Below are 17,625 nucleotides of genomic sequence, written 5' to 3' on the forward strand. Positions count from 1 at the left end.
GCTCAGCGGCCGTTGTAGTTGGGCGCCTCGGCGGTCATCTGCACGTCGTGCGGGTGGCTCTCCTTGAGCGAGGCCGAGGTGATCCGGACGAACCGGCCCTTCTCCTGCAGCTCGGGCACCGTCCGCGCGCCGATGTAGAACATCGACTGCGCCAGCCCGCCGACCAGCTGGTGGGCGACGGCGGTGACCGGGCCGCGGTAGGCCACCTGGCCCTCGATGCCCTCGGGCACGATCAGGTCGTCGCTGACGACCTCGGCCTGGAAGTAGCGGTCCTTGGAGTAGGACTTCTTCCCGCGGCTGCTCATCGCGCCGAGCGAGCCCATGCCGCGGTAGGCCTTGTACTGCTTGCCGTTGACGAAGATCAGCTCGCCCGGCGACTCGTCGCAGCCGGCCAGCAGCGAGCCGATCATCACGCTGTCGGCGCCGGCGACCAGCGCCTTGGCGATGTCGCCGGACTGCTGCAGGCCGCCGTCGGCGATGACGGGCACGCCGGCCGGCTTGCACGCCAGCGAGGCCTCGTACACCGCGGTGACCTGCGGTACGCCGGCGCCGGTCACGACCCGCGTCGTGCAGATCGAGCCGGGGCCGAAGCCGACCTTGACCGCGTCCGCGCCGGCGTCGACGAACGCCTGGGCACCGTCGCGGGTGGCGACGTTGCCCCCGATGACCTGCACGTGCTGGGTCGCCGGGTCCGACTTGAGCCGGCGCACCATGTCGAGCAGGAGCCGGACGTGGCCGTGCGCGGTGTCCGCGACGAGCACGTCGACACCGGCCTCGATGAGGGTGGTCGCCCGCTCCCAGGCGTCACCGAAGTAGCCGATCGCCGCGCCCACCATCAGCCGGCCCGAGGCGTCGTTCGAGGCATGCGGGAACTGCTCGGACTTCACGAAGTCCTTGACCGTGATCAGCCCGACCAGGCGGCCCTGGTCGTCGACGAGCGGGAGCCGCTCCTTCTTGTGGCGGCGCAGCAGCACCGTGGCGTCCTCACGGGTGATCCCCGCCGGGCCGGTGACGAGGTCCTCGGTGGTCATGACCTCGTCGACCTTCGTGGTCGCCCACTCCGCGACGGGGGTGAACCGCAGGTCGCGGTTGGTGATGATGCCCAGCAGCCGCTGGTCGGCGTCGACGACGGGGAAGCCGGAGACGCGGTACTCCCCCGCCAGCCGGTCCAGCTGCTCGAGCGTCGCGTCGGGCCCGATGGTCACCGGGTTGGAGATGATCCCCGTCTGGGTCCGCTTGACCAGGTCCACCTGGTAGGCCTGGTCCTCGATCGACAGGTTCCGGTGCAGCACGCCGAGACCGCCCTGGCGCGCCATGGCGATCGCCATCCGCGACTCGGTGACGGTGTCCATCGCCGCGCTGACCAGCGGCACCCGCAGGCTGATCTCGCGGGTCAGCCGGCTGGTGGTGTCGATGTCCGACGGCGCCAGGTCGGAGTACCCCGGCAGGAGCAGGACGTCGTCGTAGGTGAGGCCGAGGGCGGCGAACTTGTCGGGGAGCTCCACCCCTCCAGCCTACCGGCGACGCAGGGTCGGGTACGCCGCGCGGTCGGCGCCGGAGGCGGACGCCGGGGGCGGGGGCCCGGTCGTGGTCGGGTCTGGCAGCCCGGAGCGAGGAACGAGCGGAGGGTCGGTAGACCGGGCCGCGTTCCCGGTGGCAGCCGGAGACGCCCGTCACGCGGCGGCCGACCACACCGACCCGCACACGATCCCGGCCCGGGGCGGCGCGAGAGCCGACAACCCCGCCCGCCGCAGGCGGGATGGCGTCCCGAGGCCCCAGTTCGGCTCACGGGGTTTCGACACGCTCGCTGGCGCTCGCTGCTCAACCAACGGGGCGCCGAGGCCCCAGTTGGGCTCACGGGGTTTCGACACGCTCGCTGGCGCTCGCTGCTCAACCAGCGGGGCGCCGCGGCCCCAGTTCGGCTCACGGGGTTTCGACACGCTCGCTGGCGCTCGCTGCTCAACCAGCGGGGCGCCGCGGCCCCAGTTCGGCTCACGGGGTTTCGACACGCTCGCTGGCGCTCCCTGCTCAACCAGCGGGGGGTCGCTGGTGCTCGCTGCTCAACCAGCGGGGCGCCGAGGCCGCAGCTCGGCTCACCGGGTTTCGACACGCTCAGGCCTAGCGGCCTTCGCTGCTCAACCAGCGGGGATCGCCGGCGCTCGCTGCTCGACCAGCGGGGCGGGTCAGGTCGAGAGCGGGCGGAGCTCGCGGACGGCGACGCGCACGGTCAGCACGTCGGCCGCCATCCGGATCCGCCCGCGCATGCCGGCGGCCAGCACCATCGGCAGGACCGCCTGGTTGTCCGACCTCGTGGTGAGCACGATCTCGTCCGCACCGAGGGTGTGCGCCAGCCGCGCGGCGTCGACGAGGAGCCGGGTGCCGATCCCCCGCCGCTGCCAGCCGGGGTCGACGCGCAGGACGACCGGGCGCGTCCACGGCTCGTCCTCGAGCGGCTCCTGCACGGTCGCCAGCCCGACGACCACGCCGTCGACCACCGCCGAGATCGAGTCCCCTTCGACGACGTGCCCGGGGGTGGTCCCGCCGCCCATCCGACGACCCGGGGTCATCGCGATCGCGGACTCGGCCCGGGTGCGCTGCAGCACGTCGCTCACCAGGTCCGCCATCGCCGACCCGCGGGCGTGCTCCGTCGCGGTGAACGGCGCCGTGCGGCGTACCTGCACCTGCACGTCCCCGACGGTCATCTCCATGACGTCCTGGGGAGGGCCGGCCGGGTCGACGGGGTCGGCCTCGGCGTCGAAGAGCCGGGCGACGACGTCGGGGAAGGACATCGGCGAGGCCAGGATCGAGCGGGCGGCCTGGACGTAGCGGGTGGGCTGGTCGCTGAGCGCCGCCTCCGTGCACGACTGCACGACGACGGAGCGGCCGCCGGCCTGCCCGACCAGGTCGGCCGTGCGCGCGGCGTCCCAGTCGTCGGGGGTGCTGAGGACCAGCTCGTCGGTGACGGCCTCGACGCCGGGGAAGATCTGCAGGCCGAGGATGTTCACGCCGGCCCGGCCGCAGTGCTCGGCCAGCACCGCCAGCGCACCGGGTCGGTCGGGCAGGGTGGTCCGCACTCTCCACAACATGCGCCCAGGGTGGGTCGGCGAGGTTGCCGGTCGGCGTCCCCGGTGTTTCACCGGTGCTACGGACGGCTCGCCCGGTGTGATCTGGGAACCTGGGCCCGTGCTCGACCGCTGGCTCGCCCTGTCCCGTCGGGTCGAGGCCCGCGTCGACTCGCGGTGGACGGTGCCGGTCGCGGCCGCGGTCGCCTTCCTCCTCCGCCTGCCCGGGTTGACCCGGCCGCTGCGCGCGGACGAGGCGGGCTTCACGCTCGTGGCGCGCGGCTGGGACCCCCGGGCCGACAGCGTGTACGGCGACCTGTTCGTCGACCGGCACCCCCTGGTCGTCGGGGTGTTCGCGCTCAGCGACCGGGTCGGCGGCGAGCACGCGATCCGCGTCCTCGGTGCGCTGGCCTGCGCGCTCGCCGTGCTGGGCGCGGCTGCCGTGGCCCGCCGGGTCGCGAGCGAGCGCGCGGCGCGGTGGACGGCGGTCGCGGTGGCCGCGCTGCTCACCAACACCGTCATCGACGCGGTCGCGGTCAAGGGCGAGATCCTCGCGCTGCCCTTCCTGCTCGGCTCGGTCCTGCTGTCCCTCGACGCGCTCAGCCGGCGGTCCGCCCCGCGGGCCTTCGCGGCCGCGCTGCTCGGGACGACCGCGCTCGGCATGAAGCAGAACCTCGCCGGCGCTCTGGCCTTCGGAGCCGTCCTGCTGGTGGCCGCCCTGCTCGCGCGGCGGCTCGACGGGCGCACCTTCACGCGGCTCGCCGCGGCGGCGGTCGCGGGCGCGGCGGTGCCGGTCCTGGCGACCGTCGCGTGGGCCGCGGCGGCGGGGGTCGAGCTCGACACCGTCTGGTACGCCGTCTACGGCTTCCGGATGGACGCCACCGACGTGCTCGGGGCGAGCTCCTCGGACGGACCGGTCGCCCGCGCGGTCACGCTGGCGTTCGCCGCGCTCGCGGCCGGGATGGTCGCGGTCATCGGCGGGTTCCTCGTGCACGTCCGTCGCGAGTGGCGCGCCGACCCGGTCGTGACCGCCGCGACGCTGGCGATCGTGGTGACCGACGCCGCCTCGCTCGCGCTCGGGGGGAGCTACTGGCGCGACTACCTCTTCGGGCTCGTCCCGGCGACCGCCCTGTGCGCCGCGCTGCTAGCGCGCCACCGCACCGGGCGCGGCCGGGCGATGCGGGTGGTCATCGGGCTGAGCGCGGTGTCGTCCCTGGTCTGCATGCTGGGCTGGGTGGGGTGGAACGCCCTGGACTTCCAGGAGTTCCACGAGGCCGACACCGGCGACGCGATCGCCGCGGCGGCCGCGCCCGGCGACACGCTCGTGGTCTTCGGCGGCCGTGCCGACCTGCAGCTGCGCAGCGGCCTGTCCACGCCGTACCCGCACCTGTGGAGCCTGCCGATGCGCACGCTCGACCGCGGCTACGCCGACCTCGGCCGCCTCCTCCGCGGCCCCGAGGCCCCCACCTGGCTCGTGGCGTGGGTGCCCTGGGACGCGTGGGGCGCCCCCGGCGCCGAGGAGCTGTACGCCGCCGTGCGGGCCCGCTACGAGCGGCACGGGTCGGGCTGCTCGGACCGGCCGGTCTACCTGCTGCGCGGGCTCGACCGGCCGCCGCTCGAGCCCGACTGCTGAGCACCCCCACGCGCGCCTCGTGATGCCCAGCGTGCGCCGGGGCGCTCGGCCAGCATCACGAGGCGCGCTCCGGGAATGCCGAACGGCGCCGGCCCCCGCGTGGGGACCGGCGCCGCCGGGTGGTGCTGGGTGCTCGAGCCGTGGCCGCCCGGTCCTCGTTCCTCGGACCGGGCCGGTCACTCAGTGGCCGTGGCCGTGACCGTGGCCGGCGGCCGCGGTCTCGTCCTCCTCCTCGGGCTTGTCGACGACCAGCGTCTCGGTCGTCAGCAGCATCGCCGCGATCGAGGTGGCGTTGACCAGCGCGGAGCGGGTGACCTTGACCGGGTCGAGGACGCCCTGGGCGACCAGGTCGCCGTACTCGCCGGTGGCGGCGTTGTAGCCGTTGCCGACGCCGAGCTCGCGGACCTTGGTGGTCACGACGTACCCGTTCTCGCCGCCGTTCTCGGCGATCCAGCGCAGCGGCTCGTCGGCCGCCTTGCGGACCACGCGGACGCCGACGGCCTCGTCACCGGTGAGGCCGAGGTCGTCCTCGAGGACGGAGACCGCGTGGATGATCGCGGAGCCACCGCCGGGGACGATGCCCTCCTCGATCGCGGCACGCGTCGCGGAGACGGCGTCCTCGATGCGGTGCTTCTTCTCCTTCAGCTCCACCTCGGTGGCGGCGCCGACCTTGATCACGCACACGCCGCCGGCCAGCTTCGCGAGGCGCTCCTGGAGCTTCTCGCGGTCCCAGTCGGAGTCGGTGTTCTCGATCTCGGCCTTGATCTGGTTGACACGGCCCTCGACCTCGGCGGCGTCACCGGCGCCGTCGACGATCGTGGTCTCGTCCTTGGTGACCACGACGCGGCGGGCCTGGCCGAGGACCTCGAGGCCCACCTGGTCGAGCTTGAGGCCGACCTCGGGGGCGACGACCTGACCACCGGTCAGGGTCGCGATGTCCTGCATCATCGCCTTGCGGCGGTCGCCGAAGGCAGGGGCCTTGACCGCGACGGCGTTGAACGTGCCGCGGATCTTGTTGACCACCAGGGTCGACAGCGCCTCGCCGTCGACGTCCTCGGCGAGGATGAACAGCGGCTTGCCGGCCTGGATGACCTTCTCCAGCAGCGGGAGCAGCTCGGAGACCGAGGAGATCTTCCCCTGGTGCAGCAGGATGTAGGGGTCGTCGAGGACGGCCTCCATCCGCTCGGGGTCGGTCACGAAGTACTGGCTGATGTAGCCCTTGTCGAACTGCATGCCCTCGGTGAAGTCGAGCTCGGTGCCCATGGTGTTGGACTCCTCGACGGTGATGACACCGTCCTTGCCGACCTTGTCGAAGGCCTGCGCGAGCAGGTCGCCGATGTGGCTGTCGCGCGAGGAGATCGTCGCGACCGACGCCATGTCCTCGCGGGTCTCGACCTCGCGGGCGGCGTCGCGCAGCGCGTTGCCGACGGCTTCCGCAGCGGCGTCCATGCCGCGCTTGAGGCCCATCGGGTTGGCGCCGGCGGCGACCGCCTTGAGGCCCCCGTGGACCATCGCCTGGGCCAGGACGGTCGCGGTGGTGGTGCCGTCACCCGCGACGTCGTTGGTCTTGGTGGCGACCTCCTTGGTCAGCTGGGCGCCGAGGTTCTCGAACGGGTCGTCCAGCTCGATCTCGCGAGCGACGGTCACGCCGTCGTTGGTGATCGTCGGGGCGCCCCACTTCTTGTCGAGGACGACGTAGCGGCCCTTGGGGCCGAGCGTCACCTTGACGGCGTTGGCGAGCGCGTCCACGCCGCGCTCGAGCGCGCGGCGGGCGTTCTCGTCGAACTCCAGGATCTTGGGCATGACTCTCCTAGCAGGTGGTGCGGGAAAGAGGACCGGGTCGTGTGCCGTCGGACGCGCGGAAGCGCGTCGTCAGGCACACGACCCGGGAGAGATCAGGAAACGATCGCGAGGACGTCGCGCGCGGAGAGGATGAGGAACTCCTCGCCGGAGTACTTCACCTCGGTGCCGCCGTACTTGCTGTAGATGACCTTGTCGCCCACGGAGATGTCCATGGGGACGCGCTCGTCGCCGTCGTCGTTGAAGCGGCCGGGGCCCACGGCCACGACCTCGCCCTCCTGGGGCTTCTCCTTGGCGGTGTCCGGGATGACCAGGCCGGAGGCCGTGGTCTGCTCCGCGTCGAGCGGCTTGACGACGATGCGGTCCTCGAGGGGCTTGATGTTGACCGACACGATGTCGACCTCCACTTTCAAACTCAGGTGTCTCAGGTGGGTGGTGCACGTCTGGTGCCTGCGGTCCCGCCTCACGCCGTCGCGGGGGTCGTGCGCGGTTCGCAAGCGCTGGCACACTCACGGGGAGAGTGCCAGGACAGAAACTAGCACTCACCGGGAGCGAGTGCCAGGGACCCCCGGCCTGCGAGGATCGGCACCGTGGACCTCGACGCCTTCCGCTGGCTGCTCACCGAGCCCGGCCAGGCGCTCCTGGCGCGGGCGGCCGGGCTGACCGGGTCCGACCCGCTCGCCGCGCAGACGACGCTGCGCCGGGAGGCGACGGCCGACCACGCCGCCGCGGCGCTCACCCAGGCCCGCCTGCGGGTGCGGGCGGAGGCGAAGTTCGGCGAGCTGGCCGCCCGGATGTACTTCACCGCCGAGGGGCTCGAGCAGGCCACCCGGCTGCCGGTCGCCACCCACCGCGCCGCCCGGCTCCAGGCGTACGCCGCCCGCACGCTCGTCGACCTCGGCTGCGGGATCGGCGGGGACCTGGTCGCGGCGGCCCGCGCCGGGCTCACCTGCGCCGGCGTCGACCTCGACCCCGTGCGGGTCGCCGTCGCCGAGGCCAACCTCGCCGCCCTCGACCTGCCCGGCGCGGTCGTGGTCGCCGACGCGACGACCGTCGACCCCTCCCCCTTCGACGTCGCCTTCGCCGACCCGGCGCGGCGCAGCGCCCGCGGGCGCACCTTCGACGTCGACGACTGGACCCCGCCCTGGCCGTTCGTCGAGGGCCTGCTGCGCCGGGACTCCTGCGTCAAGGTGGCGCCGGGCATCCCCCACGACCTGGTCCCCGACGGCGTCGAGGCGGAGTGGGTCAGCGACCACGGCGAGGTCAAGGAGGCCGCCCTGTGGTCGGGCGGGCTCGCGACGACCGCCCGCCGCGCGACCGTCATCGGCGACGGCGGCCTCGCGACGGTCACCGACGAGGACGCTCCCGCGCTCGGCGAGGGCGGCGTCGCGGTGCGCCCCGTGGGCCGCTACCTCTACGAGCCCGACGGCGCGGTCGTCCGCGCGGGGCTGGTCACCGCCGTCGCGGCCGGCGTGCAGGGCGGGCTGGTCGACGAGCACATCGCCTACGTCACCGGCGACGCGGCGTACCGCTCGCCGTTCGCGCGGGGCTACGAGGTGCTCGAGGAGCTGCCGTACCGCGAGAAGGCCCTGCGCGCCGCCCTGCGCGAGCGCGGCATCGGCACGCTGGCGATCAAGAAGCGCGGCGTCGAGGTGGTCCCCGAGCAGCTGCGCAAGCGGCTGGCGCTGACCGGCGACGAGGAGGGCACGCTCGTGCTCACCCGGGTCGCCGGCGCGGGCACCGCGCTGCTCGTGCGCCCGCTGGCCTGAGCCCCGACGTCAGGCGGGCGCTGCGACGCCGTCGGTCTGACCGCCGTCGGCGACGCCGCGCGCGACGGCCGACCCGGCCAGGTGCACGCGCGCCAGCGGGTGGCCCCGCAGCGGGACGGCGAGCAGCTCCCAGACGTCGTGGACCAGCCCGGGGCCGGCACCGCGCGCCTCGAGCACGCGGGTGAGCCACTCGCGCACCTCGACCATGATCGTCTCGTCGCCGGTCACCAGCGAGGACGCCAGGCAGCCCAGCACGTGGTCGACGAGGTCCTCCATCTCCTCCCACCAGGGAGGACGCGCACCGCCGGTCCGGTCGGCGGGGTGGCGCGCGGCGAGCGCGCGCAGGACGTACGGCGTGATCTCGTGGCGGAACTCCGTGAGCCAGGCCGCCTCGGCCTCGGCCGGCCCCGGGGGCTCGGGAGCGGCGGTCGGCACGCGGCGCGGCAGCTGCTCGAGGAGCGTGACGACCTCACCGACCGACGCGGCGTACGCCGTCGCGCCGATGGCCGTGGCCCGGTCCGGGTCGCCGCCGAACGCGGCGCCCCCCGCGATGACCGGGATGCCGGTCGCGCGGACGTGGCCGAGCAGCGGCTTGAGCACCGCGAGGGAGGAGGTGCGGGCGACGCTGACGAGCAGCGCCCGCGGCTTGCGGGTGAGCACCTGGCGCAGCAGGTCCTGCGCGACGGTGTCGCCACCGGTGAAGGTCGTGCGGTAGCCGGCGGAGGCGAGGCCCTCGGCGAGCACCAGCGCCGGCAGCTCCTCGCGCTCGACCGTCGCGACGACGACAAGCGGACGGTCCGAGGCGGGGGCCGGCGCGAAGGAGCACAGCCAGTGCACGAGTCCTTCGTTGATCGCGGTCGCGACCCGCTGCTGCTCGGCGGTCCACTCCCCGGCGAGCCAGAGCCCGGCGAGCCGCTCCTGGGCGGGCAGCACCACCTCGTCGACGATCTCGAGGTGCGTGCGTCCGGCGTCGTGCATCCGCTTGACGGCCGCCAGGGCGCCGGCCCGGTCGCCGTCGTGCAGCGCCGTCCAGTACTGCGTCCGGGCGTGGTCCACGGGGCACCTCTGCCCGGAACCGGCGTTTCACATTCTTGGAGCGTTCCAACACCGGTTCCGGGCGCCGAGGTGCGTCCTGCGTGCGCCCCGGGCGGGCTCAGGCGCCGAGCAGCGCCTTCTCCGCGCCGATGGTCGTGTCGTCACCGTGGCCGGTGTGGACGACCGTCTCGTCGGGCAGCGCGAACAGCGTCGCGCGGATCGAGGCCTCCAGGGTCGGCCGGTCGCTGAACGAGCGGCCGGTGGCACCCGGGCCGCCGTTGAACAGCGTGTCGCCGGTGAAGACGCAGCCGAGCCCGGGCGCGGAGAAGCACACCGCGCCGGGCGCATGGCCGGGCGTGTGCAGGGCCCGCAGGGTGACGCCACCGACGGTGATCTCGAACCCGTCGGCGAGGTCGACGTCCCACAGCCGGTCGGTGTGGGTCAGCTCCCACAGCGGCCGCTCGTCGGGGTGCAGCAGGATCGGCGCACCCGACCCGCCGTTGACCCGCTCGCGCAGCTCGGGCGCGACCCGGCAGTGGTCGTCGTGGGCGTGGGTCAGCAGGATCGCCTTGACCGCGCGGTCGCCGACGACGTCGAGGATCGCGTCCACCGAGTGCGGGGCGTCGATGACGACGCACTCGGCGTCGTCGCCGACGACCCAGATGTTGTTGTCGACGTCGAAGGTCTCGCCGTCGAGGCTGAAGGTGCCGCTGACGACGGCGTGGTCGACCCGCACGCCCATCAGAAGACCACCACGCTGCGCAGCACGCTCTGCCCCTCGGGGGCGTGATGCATCTTCTCGAAGGCCGCCTCGACGTCGTCGATGCCGATCTCCTCGGTCACGAACGCGTCCAGGTCGAGCCGGCCCTGCTGGTAGAGGTCCACCAGCATCGGGAAGTCGCGGGTGGGCAGGCAGTCGCCGTACCAGCTGGACTTCAGCGCTCCGCCGCGGCCGAACACGTCGATCAGCGGCAGCTCGGGCACCTTCATGTCCGGGGTCGGCACGCCGACGAGGACGACCGTGCCGGCCAGGTCGCGGGCGTAGAACGCCTGCTCCCAGGTCTCCGGGCGGCCGACCGCCTCGATGACGACGTCGGCGCCCTCGGCGCCCTCGTACGTCGCCGCGCAGATCTCCTTGACCCGCGCGACGACGTCCTCGGCGGAGGAGTCGATGGTGTGGGTGGCGCCCAGCTTCTTCGCGGCCTCGAGCTTCTGCGCGTCGATGTCGATCGCGATGATCGGGCTGGCCCCCGCCAGCGCGGAGCCGGCCACCGCCGCGACGCCCACCCCACCGCAACCGATGACCGCCACGGACTTCCCACGGGTCACCGCGCCGGTGTTGATCGCCGCGCCGATGCCGGCCATGACGCCGCAGCCGAGCAGGCCGACGGCGGCCGGGCGGGCCGACGGGTCGACCTTGGTGCACTGGCCCGCGGCGACCAGCGTCTTCTCCGCGAACGCGCCGATGCCCAGCGCCGGCGAGAGCTCGGTGCCGGCGTCGTCGCCCTCGGCCAGCGTCATCCGCTGCGTGGCGTTGTGGGTGTTGAAGCAGTACTGCAGCTCACCGCGCTTGCAGGCGCGGCACTCACCGCACACCGCGCGCCAGTTGAGCACCACGAAGTCGCCCGGCGCGACGCCGGTGACGCCCTCGCCGACCGACTCGACGACGCCGGCGGCCTCGTGGCCCAGCAGGAAGGGGAACTCGTCGTTGATCCCGCCCTCGCGGTAGTGCAGGTCGGTGTGGCACACCCCGCACGCCTGGATCGCGACGACGGCCTCGCCGGGCCCGGGGTCCGGCACGTTGATGGTGGTGACCTCGACCGGCCGGCCCTTGCCGCGTGCGACGACCGCCTTGACCTGCTGCATCTGTGCTCCTGCTCCTCGGGGGATCTCTGCCGCTCACCCTAGGCCGGGCGCTGCAACCCTCCGCGAGCCGATCGCGTCCTCCCCGTGAGAGGACGGAGCGCACCCATGCCACCCACCCGGACGCCGGCCCGGACGACGGGCGCCGAGACTGGATCCATGACCGAACGCGAGGCGGCGCGCGACGGCGAGTTCACCGCGTGGCTCGCCGCCCGGCAGCCCGCCCTGCTGCGCACGGCGTACCTGCTCACCGGTGACCGGCACGCCGCCGAGGACCTCCTGCAGACGTCGCTGGCCAAGCTGTACCTCGCCTGGGACCGCGTCCACGACCGTGGCGCGGTCGACGCCTACGCCCGCCGGATCATGGTCAACGAGCACACCTCGCTGTGGCGCCGCGGCTGGAAGCAGCGCGAGCGGGCCACGGAGGTGGTGCCCGAACCGCCGCCGGTGGTCCCGACGTACGACGAGGGCACGAGCGCCCAGGTGTGGGCGCTCGTCCAGGGCCTGCCCCGCCGGGCGCGAGCGGTCCTCGTGCTGCGCTACTACGAGCAGCTGACCGAGGCGGAGACGGCCGACGTGCTCGGCATCTCGGTCGGCACCGTCAAGTCCCAGTGCAGCCGCGCGCTGGCGACGCTCCGCGAGCGGACACCGTCCCACCTGGACCCGACCTCCCGGGAGGAGGAGCGATGAGCGAGACCATCGAGGACCGCCTGGAGCGCGGCCTGCGCGAGCGGGCCGACGCCCTCACCGACGCCCCCCTCACGCTCGGCGACGTCAAGGAGGCCGCCCGCACGATCCGGCGGCGGCGGCGTGCCACCACCGCCGCCGTGGCCGCCGCGGTCGCCGCCGTGCTGGTCCCCCTCGGCGTCGCCCTGGCCGGGGGCGACGACGCGGTCGTCGAGCCCGCGCCTCGTCCGGACGGGGTGCACGGCACGGGCTTCGTCACCGGCGGCACGGTCCACCTTCTGGACGGCACCCGCGTTCCGCTCGAGGGGGTCGACGACCTGCGGGCCTGGGCGCCCCTGGCCGAGGGGTACGTCGCCGCCGGCTCCCGCGAGGGGACGGACGTCGTGTCGCTGCACGGCGGTGACGGCTCGCTGGAGACCACCTGGCCGGTGCAGCGGCAGGAATCGTTCGTCGTCGACGCCGACGGCCGGTACGCCGCCTGGCTGGTGCCGGGCGGCGAGGTGGTGCTGCTCGACGGGTCGACCGGCGAGGTCGACCGCCTCGCGCAGGTCGAGGCCGGCGCGCCCCGGCTCCGGGGGTTCGTCGGCGACTGCGCGGCCGCGTGCGACGTCGTCGTGACCGACCAGGACGTCCCGGTCGGCGAGGCGGCGACGTACCTCGCCTCGAGCGACGGCGGCTACGCCCCCTGGGACGTCGACGTCCCCCTCGTCGTCGGGGTCTCCGCCGACGACTCCCTGGTCGCCGGGATCACCGGCGTCGCGCCCGACGACCTCGGTGTCTGCTCCGGTGTCTGGCAGGTCGACCGGGCGGCGCCGCTGTGGGAGGGGTGCGTCGAGAACGTCTACCGCTTCTCCCCCGACGAACGGTACGTCGCGACGAGCTTCGGCGAGGGCGCCGGCACGCGCGAGCTGCGGCTGCGGGACGCGCTGACCGGCGCGATCGTCCACGAGATGCCGATCGCCGACGCCCTGGACCGGATGGTCTGGACCGACGAGGACCACGTGCTGGCCGCCGTCCTGCGGGAGGGTCGCTGGTCGGTCGTCCGGATCGGGGTGGACGGGCAGGAGGAGGTGGTCGGGGAGCCGCTCGCACCGCTGCCCGGCGACGTCCCGGAGGTCTCGTCGCCGTACCTCCTCCCGACCGGACCCTGACGTTCCCCTGACGTTCCCCCGGGATGCCGGGAAACCGGAGGCGCGGCGTCGCCGGTGGCCACTACGTTGAGAGCCGTGTTCAGCGCGCTCGGCAGACTCGCCTCCCGTCGTCCCTGGTTCGTCATCGCCGCCTGGGTGGTGCTCGCCGTCGCCGTGGTCTCCCTGGCGCCGGCACTCGAGACCACCCAGGAGGAGTCCGAGTTCCTGCCCGACCACTACGAGTCGATCCAGGCCGTGGAGCTGCAGGAGGAGAAGTTCCCCGGCGCCACGACCCCGGCGGCCCTGCTGCTCTTCCAGCGCGAGGGCGGCGGCCAGCTCTCCCAGGAGGACCTGGCTACGGCCACCGGCATCGCCGAGGAGCTCGGTCCCCGGCTGGGCGAGGAGACCTTCGTCCAGCAGGTCGTGACCGCGGGGCCGGACGGCGAGCCGAACCTCTCCGAGGACGGCGAGCTGCTGCTCGGCATCGTCGGGCTCGCGGAGGGTGCGACCGGCTTCGACCCGACGGCGTTCGAGGACGCCGAGGAGATGCGCGAGCAGATCACCGAGCTGACCGAGGGCAGCGGCCTGGAGGTCACCACCACCGGGTCGGTGCCGCAGGGGCTGGACTCCCAGGACTCCAGCGAGCAGGCGCTCGCGATCGTCGGCATCGCGACCGTCGTGCTGATCGTCCTGCTGCTGGCGATCATCTTCCGCAGCGTGATCATCTGCCTGATGCCGATCGTGGTGGTGACGATCGTGTCGATGGTGGCGACCGGCCTCATCGGCTGGGCCAACGAGGTCTTCGACCTCAAGGCCGACTCCTCGATCGAGACGATCCTCGTGGTCGTCCTCTACGGCATCGGCACCGACTACATCCTGTTCTTCCTCTTCCGCTACCGCGAGCGGCTGCGGCAGGGTGCCGACACCCGCGCCGCCGTCGTGCACGCCCTCGAGCGCGCCGGCGAGGCCATCGCGTCGGCCGGCGGGGCGGTCATCGTGGCGTTCCTCGCCCTGCTGCTCAGCTCCCTCGGCGTCTTCAAGGCGATCGGCCCGGCGCTGGCCATCGCCGTCGCCGTCACCCTGCTCGCCGCGCTGACCCTCGTCCCGGCGGTCGTGACCGTCCTGGGCCGGGCGCTGTTCTGGCCGTCGAAGAAGTGGCGCGAGGAGCCCGAGGCGGCCCGCTTCGCCCGCGTGGGCGCCGGCATGGGCCGGCGCCCCGGGCTGTACGCCGCCGTCTCCGGCGCCGTCCTCGCGGTGCTCGCCGTCTTCGCGCTGGGCTTCAACCCCTCGTTCGACTTCAACTCCAGCCTCCCCGACGACGTCGAGTCGACCGAGGCGCTGGAGACCTTCCAGGAGCACTTCGCCGCCGGCGCCAGCGAGCCGGTGCCGGTGCTGCTGCGGTCCGAGGGCCGGCTCTCCCCGGACGCGCTCGAGCAGTTCCGCACCGATCTCGAGGGTGCCGAGGGCGTCGACCAGGTCTACCCCGGCACGCCGTCGGAGGACGGCACGACCGCCCAGTTCATGGTGGTGCTCGACAGCGACCCGGTCTCCGACCAGGCCCTCCAGGACGTCAAGGGCCCGATCCGGGACCAGGCGCACGCCGCGGCGCCGGCGGGGACCGAGGCGCTCGTCGGCGGCACGCCGGGCATCTTCGCCGACCTGCAGGACGCCATGGCCCGCGACTACAAGGTCGTCTTCCCCGTGGCCGCGCTGGTCATCCTGCTGATCCTCGCCCTGCTGCTGCGCAGCCTGGTCGCCCCGCTGTACCTCATGGCCGCGGTCGGCCTCAGCTTCGCCGCCACCCTCGGCGCGACGGTCATCGTCTTCCAGCACCTCGGGGGCGAGAGCGGGCTGATCTTCATGCTGCCCATCTACATCTACCTGTTCGTCACCGCGCTCGGCACCGACTACAACATCTTGATGATCGCGCGGCTGCGCGAGGAGGCCCGCGAGGGCCGCGACCCCCGGGCGGCCGCCGCCGAGGCGTTCAAGCACGCCGGCCCCACGATCGCCGCGGCTGGCGTCATCCTCGCGGGCACCTTCGCCTCGCTGATGCTCAGCGGCAACAGCCTGATGACGTCGATGGGCTTCGCGCTCTCCTTCGGCATCTTCATCGCCGCGTTCGTGATGTCGATGTTCTTCACCCCCGCCCTCACCGCGCTCATCGGGCACGCCGCCTGGTGGCCCGGCCACGGCGACGCGAAGCCCGGCCACGACCACCACGACGGCCCTGCCGCTCCGGGCGCCGCCGACCGCGGCGCCGAGGTCTCCGCCGGTACGTGACCCTCGGCCCCTCGGCCGCGCCCCGCTGTCACAGGCCAGCGGGGAGCCGGGCCCGGAGCCCGCGCGGCAGGCGCGGCGGACCGGAGCGGCTAGGCGAGCACCTCGGTGACGGGCAGGGAGGAGTCGGCGGGCAGGTCGAGCGGGGACGGCGTACGGCCGCGGGCGACCATCTCGGCGCCGAGGGCGGCGACCATCGCGCCGTTGTCGGTGCACAGGCCCGGCCGGGGCACGCGGACGCGGATGCCCAGCGTCGAGGCGCGCTCCTCGGCGAGGTGGCGCAGCCGGGAGTTGGCCGCGACGCCGCCGCCGATGAGCAGGTCCTCGATGCCCTCCGAGGCCGCGGCGTCCAGCGCCTTGCGCACCAGCACGTCGCAGACGGCCTCCTGGAACGACGCGGCGACGTCGGCCACGGGGACGGGCTCGCCGGAGCGCTCGCGGGCCTCGACCCACCGGGCGACGGCGGTCTTGAGGCCGGAGAAGGAGAAGTCGAACCGGTGCCGCTCGAGGTCGCGGCGCGAGGTGAGGCCGCGCGGGAAGTCGACGTACACCGAGGAGCCCTCGCGGGCTGCCCGGTCGATGTGCGGCCCGCCCGGGAACGGCAGCCCGAGCAGCCGCGCCACCTTGTCGAACGCCTCGCCGGCCGCGTCGTCGATCGTCGCGCCCATCGGGTCGACCCCGCCGTCCGCGCCGGTGACGTCGGTGACGCGCAGCAGGCTGGAGTGACCGCCGCTGACCAGCATCGCGATGCACGGCTCGGGCAGCGCGCCGTGCTCGAGCTGGTCGACGGCGACGTGGGCGGCGAGGTGGTTGACGCCGTAGAGAGGCTTGTCGAGGCCGATCGCCAGCGCCTTGGCCGCCGCGACGCCGACGAGCAGCGCACCGGCCAGGCCGGGGCCGCTGGTCACGGCGACCGCATCGACGTCCGAGGGTCGGATGCCCGCGGTCTCGCAGGCCCGCTCGATCGTCGGCACCATCGCCTCGAGGTGGGCGCGGCTGGCGACCTCGGGCACGACCCCGCCGAAGCGGGCGTGCTCGTTGACGCTGCTCGCGACGGCGTCGGCCAGCAGCTCGTGGCCGCGGACGATGCCGACACCGGTCTCGTCGCAGGAGGTCTCGATGCCGAGCACGAGGGGGGCGTCCGTCACGGCTCCATTGTGCGCGGTGCAGGATGACCGCCGTGCGTGAGGTGGCGGCGGCGGGACTCCGGGACCTGGCAGCGACGACGTCGGTGCCGTTCGTGCGGCACACCGCCGGCCCGGCGACGTACGACGTGGCCTGGGAGCGCGGCGACGCGGTGCTGGTCCACGGGGCGCACCACACCGTCGGGCTGGGACCGGCCGAGGACCTCGGTCCGCTGATGGCGGCACTGGCCGACCGGTTCGTGCCGGCCCGGCTGACGGTCGAGGAGGCGGCGTACGGCGCGGTGCCGGCGGCCTGGGCCTACGACGTGCGCGGGCACTGGCACTGGATGCGCACGACCGAGCCCGCTCCCCCGCCGACGGTGCCGCTCGAGCGGGTCGACGACGCCGACGCGGTCGACGCGGTGCTCGACGTGGCGCAGCCCGACACCTTCGGCCGGCCGGGCACGCTGGGGATCGAGGGCTGGCTGGGCGTGCGGGTGGAGGGGCGGCTGGTCGGCGTGGGGGCGGTACGCCGCGACCCCGACGGCAGCGGGCACCTGCGGGCGGTCTCGGTGCTGCCCGGGGCGACCGGCCGCGGCCTCGGGCTGGCGCTGTCGCAGGGCCTGACCCGGTGGGCGATGGACCGGCCGCCGCAGGTGGCGACGCTCGGGGTGTACACCGACAACGCACCGGCGCTGCGGATCTACGAGCGGCTGGGCTACCGCACGGAGCACACCTTCTGCTCCGGCCCGCTCAGCAGCCCTTCCTGAGCCCGCGGCGCAGCACGACCGCGGTCGCCCCGTCGCGGTAGTAGCGCCGCCGCCGGTCGACCTCGACGAACCCGCGCGCCGCGTAGAACGCCAGCGCGCCGGCGTTGTCCTCGCGCACCTCCAGCAGCAGCCGCTCGGCGCCGCCCGCCCTCGACCGGCCCACCACCTCGTCGAGCAGCGCGCTCGCGTGGCCGCCGCGCCGCGCGGCCGGCGTCACCGCGATCCGCTGCAGCTCGGCGATGTCGGCGACGATGCTGGCCACCGCGTGGCCGACCACGTCACCGGCGGGGCCGTCGGGGCCGTCGGGGCCGTCGGCCTCGGCGACGAGGTAGACGACCGTCGGCACGTCGCCGGCCAGCCCCGCCTCGACCAGCCCGCGCGACCAGGCGTCGGCGCCGAGGCACTCCTCCTCGAGCGCGGCGACCGCGTCCAGGTCGTCGGGCGTCGCGGCGCGGACGCTCACGAGAAGGGC

At 74.2% G+C, this 17,625-nt stretch carries 15 protein-coding genes; 6 read left to right on the forward strand and 9 right to left on the reverse strand.

Features of this window, described 5'->3' with window-relative positions; translation table 11 throughout:
• Positions 1–2: 2 nt before the first annotated feature.
• Together guaB and QWY28_RS12335 are read right to left on the reverse strand one after the other, a co-directional pair.
• Entirely contained in the window at positions 3–1,505 is a 1,503-nt protein-coding gene (guaB, locus tag QWY28_RS12330) for an IMP dehydrogenase (protein WP_300952860.1), read from the reverse strand.
• Between the two features lie 678 nt (positions 1,506–2,183).
• Positions 2,184–3,074 carry a GNAT family N-acetyltransferase gene (locus tag QWY28_RS12335; protein WP_300952861.1) on the reverse strand — a complete coding sequence of 297 codons (891 nt, stop codon included), beginning with the start codon at positions 3,072–3,074 and terminating at the stop codon, positions 2,184–2,186.
• Between the two features lie 109 nt (positions 3,075–3,183).
• Between QWY28_RS12335 and QWY28_RS12340 the strand changes: the two genes are divergently transcribed.
• A complete protein-coding gene (locus QWY28_RS12340; RefSeq protein WP_300952862.1) occupies positions 3,184–4,695 on the forward strand; it encodes a hypothetical protein in 1,512 nt (503 codons plus the stop codon).
• A 180-nt stretch (positions 4,696–4,875) separates the two neighbouring features.
• Here QWY28_RS12340 and groL read toward each other — a convergent pair whose 3' ends face one another.
• The gene (gene groL, locus QWY28_RS12345) at positions 4,876–6,498 is read right to left on the reverse strand and encodes a chaperonin GroEL (protein ID WP_300952863.1); all 1,623 of its coding nucleotides are present in this window, start codon (positions 6,496–6,498) and stop codon (positions 4,876–4,878) included.
• A gap of 92 nt (positions 6,499–6,590) precedes the next feature.
• Positions 6,591–6,887 carry a co-chaperone GroES gene (gene groES, locus QWY28_RS12350; RefSeq protein WP_166195350.1) on the reverse strand — a complete coding sequence of 99 codons (297 nt, stop codon included), beginning with the start codon at positions 6,885–6,887 and terminating at the stop codon, positions 6,591–6,593.
• Positions 6,888–7,085: 198 nt separating this feature from the next.
• Between groES and QWY28_RS12355 the strand changes: the two genes are divergently transcribed.
• Positions 7,086–8,264, forward strand: a complete 1,179-nt coding sequence (locus QWY28_RS12355; protein ID WP_300952864.1) for a class I SAM-dependent methyltransferase — start codon at positions 7,086–7,088, stop codon at positions 8,262–8,264.
• Between the two features lie 9 nt (positions 8,265–8,273).
• On the opposite strand, the gene QWY28_RS12360 is transcribed toward QWY28_RS12355, so the two are convergent.
• From QWY28_RS12360 to QWY28_RS12370, 3 genes are all read right to left on the reverse strand, one after another.
• The gene (locus QWY28_RS12360) at positions 8,274–9,320 is read right to left on the reverse strand and encodes a cobalamin B12-binding domain-containing protein (protein ID WP_300952865.1); all 1,047 of its coding nucleotides are present in this window, start codon (positions 9,318–9,320) and stop codon (positions 8,274–8,276) included.
• 97 nt (positions 9,321–9,417) lie between these two features.
• Positions 9,418–10,041: an MBL fold metallo-hydrolase gene (locus QWY28_RS12365; RefSeq protein ID WP_300952866.1), complete on the reverse strand. Its 624-nt coding sequence runs from the start codon at positions 10,039–10,041 to the stop codon at positions 9,418–9,420.
• Entirely contained in the window at positions 10,041–11,165 is a 1,125-nt protein-coding gene (locus QWY28_RS12370) for an S-(hydroxymethyl)mycothiol dehydrogenase (RefSeq protein ID WP_300952867.1), read from the reverse strand. Before QWY28_RS12370 ends, QWY28_RS12365 begins: the two co-directional genes overlap by 1 nt.
• A gap of 156 nt (positions 11,166–11,321) precedes the next feature.
• Between QWY28_RS12370 and QWY28_RS12375 the strand changes: the two genes are divergently transcribed.
• From QWY28_RS12375 to QWY28_RS12385, 3 genes are all read left to right on the forward strand, one after another.
• Positions 11,322–11,852, forward strand: coding sequence for a SigE family RNA polymerase sigma factor (locus tag QWY28_RS12375; protein ID WP_300952868.1), 531 nt, complete (start codon positions 11,322–11,324; stop codon positions 11,850–11,852).
• Positions 11,849–13,000, forward strand: a complete 1,152-nt coding sequence (locus QWY28_RS12380) for a hypothetical protein (protein ID WP_300952869.1) — start codon at positions 11,849–11,851, stop codon at positions 12,998–13,000. The genes QWY28_RS12375 and QWY28_RS12380 overlap by 4 nt, the downstream gene beginning before the upstream one ends.
• Positions 13,001–13,075: 75 nt before the next feature.
• Positions 13,076–15,262: an MMPL family transporter gene (locus tag QWY28_RS12385; protein ID WP_300952870.1), complete on the forward strand. Its 2,187-nt coding sequence runs from the start codon at positions 13,076–13,078 to the stop codon at positions 15,260–15,262.
• An 89-nt stretch (positions 15,263–15,351) separates the two neighbouring features.
• On the opposite strand, the gene tsaD is transcribed toward QWY28_RS12385, so the two are convergent.
• Entirely contained in the window at positions 15,352–16,407 is a 1,056-nt protein-coding gene (gene tsaD / locus QWY28_RS12390; protein WP_300952871.1) for a tRNA (adenosine(37)-N6)-threonylcarbamoyltransferase complex transferase subunit TsaD, read from the reverse strand.
• 32 nt (positions 16,408–16,439) lie between these two features.
• On the opposite strand from tsaD, the gene QWY28_RS12395 reads away from it, so the two are divergent.
• Positions 16,440–17,153, forward strand: a complete 714-nt coding sequence (locus QWY28_RS12395) for a GNAT family N-acetyltransferase (RefSeq protein ID WP_300952872.1) — start codon at positions 16,440–16,442, stop codon at positions 17,151–17,153.
• Here QWY28_RS12395 and QWY28_RS12400 read toward each other — a convergent pair.
• Positions 17,137–17,616, reverse strand: a complete 480-nt coding sequence (locus tag QWY28_RS12400) for a GNAT family N-acetyltransferase (RefSeq protein ID WP_300952873.1) — start codon at positions 17,614–17,616, stop codon at positions 17,137–17,139. The two genes, QWY28_RS12395 and QWY28_RS12400, sit on opposite strands and share 17 nt — an antisense overlap.
• Positions 17,617–17,625 lie beyond the last annotated feature (9 nt).

This window comes from Nocardioides oceani (assembly GCF_030412965.1).
Classification (GTDB): domain Bacteria; phylum Actinomycetota; class Actinomycetes; order Propionibacteriales; family Nocardioidaceae; genus Nocardioides; species Nocardioides oceani.